Origin of the sequence: uncultured Marixanthomonas sp., from assembly GCF_963974425.1 — a bacterium.
Taxonomy (GTDB): Bacteria; Bacteroidota; Bacteroidia; order Flavobacteriales; family Flavobacteriaceae; genus Marixanthomonas.
This window is the reverse complement of sequence record NZ_CAXBCK010000075.1, coordinates 1-7,325: the sequence shown is the minus strand read 5'-3', so window position 1 is coordinate 7,325 and position 7,325 is coordinate 1. Positions and strand designations below refer to the sequence as shown.

Genomic DNA, 7,325 nt, shown 5'->3' with positions numbered 1-7,325 from the left:
GAGTGGCCACGATATAGGTGGCGTCACCATTACTGGAGAATTAGTGCGTGTACAAATGAAACGCAAACGCGTTAAAATAGATGACGAGATACCGCAAGTGTACCGCATTGCCAGCGAAAAAGACGTAGAAAAATGGGTAGCTGCTCGAGAGAAAGAAGATCCTATGAAAATACGTGCTCGTCAGATCGCCATACGTCTTCAACTCAAAATGAAAATCTCTGATATTGAATTTCAAGGAGATGGGTCTAAAGCCACCTTTTATTACACTGCAGATGAACGTGTAGATTTCCGTGATCTCATCAGAGAATATGCCACTGAATTCAAAACTAGAATCGAAATGCGTCAGATAGGCTTGCGTCAAGAAGCAGCGCGTCTAGGAGGTATAGGTTCTTGTGGTCGTGAATTGTGTTGCTCTACTTGGTTAACCGATTTTAGATCGGTTACCACTTCAGCAGCTCGATACCAACAACTGTCATTAAACCCATTAAAATTGGCCGGACAATGTGGCAAACTGAAATGTTGTCTTAATTACGAATTAGACACCTATTTAGAAGCCTTAAAAGAGTTTCCGAAAAGTGATGTAAAGTTACAGACTGAAAAAGGACCTGCCATTTGCCAGAAAACCGATATTTTTAAAGGGTTAATGTGGTTTTCGTATGTAAAAGAAGGGATGAACTGGCTGGAGCTTTCTGTAGAAAATGTAAATAAAATTATAGCGCTTAATAAAAAAGGCACTAAAGTTGCAAGCCTTGAAGAATACGTTGTTGAGGTTCAGGAATCGAAAAAAGAACTGTTCAGCAATGTCGTGGGGCAAGATAGTTTAACGCGTTTTGATCAGCCAAAAGGGAAAAAGCGAAATAAACGTCGTAAAAGCCGTAACAAAAACAGAAATCGAAGTAAAAATAGAAATTCAAAAAAGAATGCGTAATCTTTTTTTAGTTGCAGTAGCAGGTTTATTGGCCTCCTGTAACACTGATGCTGTTATGAGCGATACCCATTCGCTACCCAATTATTGGGATAAAAACGATACTATTGCGTTTTCAATTCCGCAGTTAGATTCGTTAAAACAGTACAATGTCTTTTTACATCTTAGGAATACGAACGACTATCGTTTTAACAACCTTTTTTTAATTGTTTCAATGGAGTTTCCGCATGGAAAGACCATTCAAGATACGTTAGAGTATAGAATGGCCGAACCCGATGGTGCATGGCTAGGCGAAGGCATTGGAAGTTTAAAAGACAGCAAACTTTGGTTTAAAGAAAAAGTTAAGTTTCCAGAAGAAGGCACATATCAACTTCGCATCATGCAAGCCGTACGCAATAACGGCGATGTTGAGGGCGTTACCAAACTAGAAGGCATTACAGATGTTGGCTTCAGCATTGAAGAAGCATCGCAACAATAATAAGATGGCAAAACAACAAGCTAAAAAATCGGCCTCGAAAAAAAAGCCGAAGAAACAAAAAGACGATACCGGAAGACACATTAGAACCTTTTGGAAAATATTTGGTATTGGAATAGGAGTGATAATTCTTGTTTTCCTTTTCGCTTCGTGGGGATTTTTCGGAAGCTTGCCTGATGAAACCAGCCTTGAAAACCCTGAAAAAAATCTGGCCACCGAGATTATCTCTACAGATGGTAAAACATTAGGTAAGTTTTATAAAGAAAACCGAACTCCAGTTAAATATGAAGAACTACCCGATCATTTAATAAACGCATTAATTGCAACTGAAGATGCTCGCTATTACGATCACTCAGGTATTGATGCAAAAGGAACGGTAAGAGCCGCTGTTTTTTTAGGATCTAGAGGTGGTGCTAGTACAATTTCACAACAATTAGCCAAATTGTTTTTTACTGAACAAGTTTCAGATAATAAGTTAGAAAGAGGGCTTCAAAAAATAAAAGAGTGGGTTATTTCTACTCGTTTAGAACGCCGCTACACCAAAGAAGAAATATTAACTATGTACTTTAACGAGTACGATTTTCTTAATCAAGCGGTTGGTATTGAATCTGCAGCCAGTATCTATTTCGATAAAAGTCCTTCAGAACTTACCACGGCTGAATCTGCTATGCTAGTTGGGATGTTTAAAAACTCTTCACTTTATAATCCATTACGGAATCCAGTAGGTGTAAAAAACCGTAGAAATGTGGTGCTTTCGCAAATGGAGAAGTACGATTTTATTACAGAAAGCGTAAAAGATTCACTGCAAGCTTTACCACTTGAAATAAAATACACCCCACAGGGTCACGATGAAGGTATTGCAACTTATTTTAGGGAGTATGCACGTGCTTTTATGTCAGATTGGATTAAGGAAAACCCAAAAACAGATGGCTCTCAATACAATATTTACAGTGATGGTTTAAAGGTATATACGACTATAGATTCTAAAATGCAGGAATATGCAGAAGAAGCTGTCGATATGCATATGAGAAATCTTCAGAAAGAATTTGACAGCCAAAACGAAAAAAATAAAACAGCTCCTTTTCGCGATATTACTGAAGAAGAAACGGAACAGATTATGAAATCGGCCATGCGACGAAGCGATCGTTGGCGAGAAATGGAGAAACAAGGAAAGAATAAGGAAGAAATTATTGCCAGTTTTAAAAAGAAAGCACAAATGCGCATCTTTTCTTGGACTGCCGAAAATAATGCTATCGATACCATTATGACGCCAATGGATTCCATTCGATATTACAAACGGTTTTTACGAGCCTCTTTAATGTCGATGACCCCACAAACAGGAGAAGTAAAAGCTTGGGTGGGAGGCGTTAATTATAAGCATTTTAAGTACGATATGGTAAAGACAGGGCATCGTCAAATTGGCTCGACGTTTAAACCTTTTGTTTATGCTACGGCGATAGACCAAATGCATATGTCGCCTTGTGATACGCTTCCAAATACACAATATACTATTGAAGAAGGAAAATATGGTTTATTAAAACCTTGGACTCCAAGAAATGCAGGAGGTGACTATGGAGGTATGGTAACCTTAAAAGAAGCCTTGGCGCGCTCAATAAACACCGTAACAGCTAGATTAATAGATCGTGTTGGCCCAAAACCAGTAATTGAATTAATTTCAAAAATGGGGGTAGATACTAAAAATATGCCGGCGGCTCCTTCCATAGCTTTAGGAACGCCCGATGTTTCTTTATACGAAATGGTAGGCGCTTATAGTGTTTTTGCCAACGAAGGTGTGTATGTAAAACCAACGCTTATACAACGTATAGAAGATAAAAATGGTACTGTTTTATATCAAAATGTTCCTGAAACCAAAGATGTAATCAGTGATGAAACTGCCTACGTTACCGTAAGTTTGATGCAAGGAGTGGTGCAGTCTGGGTCGGGTAGTAGGCTGCGAGGAACGTGGCGTGGAGGTCATATGTATAAAAATGTCATTACAGGCTATCCATACGATTTTAAAAATCCAATCGCTGGAAAAACCGGAACTACACAAAATAATAGTGATGGTTGGTTTATGGGGATTGTACCTAATCTTGTAACCGGTGTTTGGGTTGGCGGTGAAGATCGTGCTACTCATTTTAGAAGCACCGCTTACGGTCAAGGAGCAACTATGGCGTTGCCTATTTGGGCTATTTATATGAAAAAATGCCTCGCTGATGAAGAGCTAAATGTTTCTGATGAAAACTTTAAACGTCCTTCGGGTGTCACGATTGAAACAGATTGTGCTAAATGGAGAGAGGATAATCAAGACGTAGATGATGTGCCAGACGAGTTTGACTTCTAGCTAAATTTAAAAAATAATTAAAACCGTTTCAGATTCTGAAACGGTTTTTTTGTTGTATTTCTGAAAATGCCACTCCCTTACGAAGTATTTTTGAAGCAAATTTTGTAATTTTCTGAAAAATAAAAAATAATGATTAATAAAACAGTTTCAAATGTTGAAGAAGCTTGTAAGGGCATAAAAGACAGTATGACTTTAATGCTAGGTGGCTTTGGATTAAGCGGAATTCCTGAAAATGCTATCAAAGAATTAGTTCGGTTAAATATTCAAGATGTAACATGTATATCTAATAATGCTGGTGTAGATGATTTTGGATTGGGATTATTGCTTAGAAAACATCAAATAAAAAAAATGATTTCATCGTATGTAGGTGAAAACAAAGAATTTGAACGCCAGATGTTAAGTGGCGAAATGGAGGTTGAATTAATCCCGCAAGGAACCTTAGCACAGCGCTGTCAAGCTGCCCAAAGCGGTATTCCAGCATTTTTTACTCCTGCTGGTTATGGAACTGAAGTTGCCGAAGGAAAAGAAACTCGAGAGTTTGATGGTAAAATGCATGTAATGGAAAAGGCCTTTAAAGCCGATTTTGCTTTTATAAAAGCTTGGAAAGGAGATGAAGCAGGAAATCTTATTTTTAAGGGAACTGCTCGAAATTTCAATGCAAATATGAGTGGTGCGGCCAAAATAACAGTTGCTGAGGTGGAAGAGTTAGTGCCAGCTGGAGAACTAGACCCTAATCAAATACATATTCCAGGAATATTTGTACAGCGAATTTTCCAAGGAAAAGATTATGAAAAGAGAATTGAACAACGAACCGTAAGACCTAAGAAATAATGTCATTATCTAAAGAACAAATAGCACAACGCATAGCGAAAGAAGTAAAAGATGGGTATTACGTAAATCTTGGTATTGGTATTCCTACATTGGTTGCCAATTATGTACGGGATGATATTCAAGTAGAATTTCAAAGTGAAAATGGCATTTTAGGAATGGGACCTTTCCCTTTAGAAGGTGAAGAAGACCCAGATTTGATAAACGCCGGGAAACAAACTATTACAGCATTGCCAGGTGCTTCCTTTTTCGACTCGGCCATGAGTTTTTCCATGATACGCGGGCAGCATGTAGATTTAACAATTTTAGGATCTATGGAAGTGGCACAAAACGGGAACATTGCCAACTGGAAAATACCTGGAAAAATGGTAAAAGGAATGGGAGGAGCTATGGATTTAGTTGCTTCAGCAGAAAACATTATCGTTGCCATGATGCACACTAATAGAGCCGGTGCTTCAAAACTATTAAAAGAATGTACCTTGCCGTTAACTGGGGTGGAATGTGTACGAAAGATTGTTACCAATCTTGCCGTTCTTGAAATAAAAGACAATGCTTTTCATTTATTGGAACGCGCTCCAGGTGTGAGTATCGATGAAATAAAAGAAGCCACTGAAGGTGAATTGGTAGTAAATGGAGAAATTCCCGAAATGAAATTCTAAAAAACTATTTTTATAGAGTATTGGCCGATGTGTAAACATCGGTCTTTTTTTTAATATAAAAATAAGATACTTTACTCAAAATTTCTTTAAATGTTAAAATTTTAAGCTTTTTATCGAATTAAAATGTTTTTAATCGATTTAATATATTTTATTTTTCATATTAGCAGTCCCGAATTTTGTCTAACTAACTAAAAGTCTACTTATGAAAAACGTAATTAACTCCCTAAAGAACACATTTTCATTACTTAGAAATGTTCTGTATGTAGCCAAGAAAGTTTTCTTGCTTATGTAATACTGCCAATTGGTAGTTATGGGTACTTATTTTGCCCCGAATCTGCAATGATTCATATACTAAGCCCGTTCTTTGTGAGGTTAGAACGGGTTTTTTTATGCTCAAAATTTTAAGAATAAATCAGATGTAAGGTGGCTGAGTGATCCCGATAGAATCGGGATTGTATCGAAGCCCCGAAACCTAAATCCCCTTCGGGATAGCATCAATAAGTTTTTGAGTGTATTCTTTTTGTGGGTTAGCATATATTTCATCTGCATCGCCTAACTCTTCTATTTTCCCTTCGTTCATAACCAATAATTGATCGGCCATATATTTCACAACTGCCAAATCGTGGGAGATAAATAGGTATGTAAACCCAAAATCATCTTTTAGTTCATTCAACAAATTTAAAACCTGCGCTTGCACTGAAATATCCAATGCAGAAACCGACTCGTCGCAAATAACTAATTTGGGTTCTAAAGCGATGGTTCTAGCAATCCCCACACGTTGTCGTTGTCCGCCAGAAAGTTCGTGTGGATATCTATAATAATATGATTCATCTAGCCCGACACGACTTAATAATTTTTTTGCCTTTTCTTGCCGTTCTTTTTTTGAAGCGCCAATGTTGTGTACTTTCATAGGCTCTGTTATAGATTCACCAATTAAAATCCGAGGATTTAAAGACGAGTAGGGGTCTTGAAAAATAAGCTGTATTTCCTTGCGTAGTTTTCGTATTTCAGAAGCTTTTAATTGGGTTAATTCTTTTCCGCGGTATAAAATGTGCCCTTTTGTGGCTTTTTCTAATTGTAAAATGGTTTTACCTAAGGTAGATTTTCCGCAACCAGACTCACCTACTAAGCCCATAGTTTCACCTTCAAAAATGGCAAAGCTGACGTCATTTACTGCTTTTAGCGTTTGTTTAGACTTAAAAAAACCAGCATTACTGTAATACTCTTTTTCTAGGTTCTTTACTTCGAGCAAAGGTGTTTTGGTATATATTTTTTTATGCCTTTTCGCACGAGATTGAGAAGTTTCAACTACTGGCTCAAAGCTCTTGTCTGCAATAGAAGAAATGGTAGGTAGCTTTTCTAAACGCTTTTCTAAAGTTGGGCGAGAAGCCAGCAAAGCTTTGGTGTACTCGTCTTTTGGGCTTTTAAATAATTCGTTTACATTACCTGTTTCAACAATATCACCTTTGTACATAACCACTACTCGGTCTGCAATTTCTGAAACCAAAGCTAAATCGTGCGAAATGAACAATAAACTCATTCTCGTTTCTTGTTGCAACTCTTTCAACAACATTAAAATTTCTTTTTGAACGGTAACATCTAAAGCTGTTGTAGGCTCATCGGCAATAAGTAATTTAGGTTTACACGCAATGGCCATGGCAATCATGACTCGTTGCATTTGCCCACCACTTATTTGGTGTGGGTAGCTATTATATAATTCTTTAGGTCTTGGAAGTTTTACTTTTTCGAAAAGGGATAGCGTTTCTTTTTTTGCTTCGGAAGCTGAATAGTTTAAATGGTGTTGTACTATTTCTGAAACTTGAAATCCACAAGTTAAAGAAGGGTTTAAAGCACTCATGGGTTCTTGAAAAATCATGGCAATTTCTTTTCCACGAATGTTCCGAAACTCTTTAGCACTTGTTTCTAAAACATTTTTTTTCTGAAATAAGATCTCACCCGTTACATGAGATTGCTTTACAGGCAATAACCCCATAATAGACATGGCGGTGACAGATTTTCCTGAACCAGATTCTCCCACAACCCCAACTATTTCATTTTCAGTAATTGAAAAAGAAATATCATGGATTACGGTAA

At 37.3% G+C, this 7,325-nt stretch carries 6 protein-coding genes; 5 read left to right on the top strand and 1 reads right to left on the bottom strand.

The features are described 5' to 3' along the window. The 5 genes from ricT to AACZ92_RS15875 form a co-directional block, all read left to right on the top strand. Positions 1 to 928: regulatory iron-sulfur-containing complex subunit RicT (ricT, locus tag AACZ92_RS15895; protein WP_339703478.1), on the top strand; the 928-nt coding region annotated here is incomplete at its 5' end. Next, on the top strand, positions 921 to 1,403 hold the full coding sequence (locus AACZ92_RS15890; RefSeq protein WP_339703475.1) for a gliding motility lipoprotein GldH: 483 nt from the start codon (positions 921 to 923) through the stop codon (positions 1,401 to 1,403). The genes ricT and AACZ92_RS15890, both read left to right, overlap by 8 nt. Positions 1,404 to 1,407: 4 nt before the next feature. Further along, a complete protein-coding gene (locus tag AACZ92_RS15885) occupies positions 1,408 to 3,744 on the top strand; it encodes a transglycosylase domain-containing protein (RefSeq protein ID WP_339703472.1) in 2,337 nt (778 codons plus the stop codon). 129 nt (positions 3,745 to 3,873) lie between these two features. Then, entirely contained in the window at positions 3,874 to 4,575 is a 702-nt protein-coding gene (locus AACZ92_RS15880) for a CoA transferase subunit A (protein WP_117158088.1), read from the top strand. Next, positions 4,575 to 5,231 (top strand): CoA transferase subunit B, encoded by a 657-nt coding sequence (locus AACZ92_RS15875; RefSeq protein ID WP_339703467.1) that lies wholly within the window; start codon positions 4,575 to 4,577, stop codon positions 5,229 to 5,231. Before AACZ92_RS15880 ends, AACZ92_RS15875 begins: the two co-directional genes overlap by 1 nt. A gap of 472 nt (positions 5,232 to 5,703) precedes the next feature. On the opposite strand, the gene AACZ92_RS15870 is transcribed toward AACZ92_RS15875, so the two are convergent. Further along, complete coding sequence (locus AACZ92_RS15870; RefSeq protein ID WP_339703482.1) at positions 5,704 to 7,317, bottom strand: ABC transporter ATP-binding protein; 1,614 nt, start codon at positions 7,315 to 7,317, stop codon at positions 5,704 to 5,706. Positions 7,318 to 7,325: the final 8 nt, after the last annotated feature.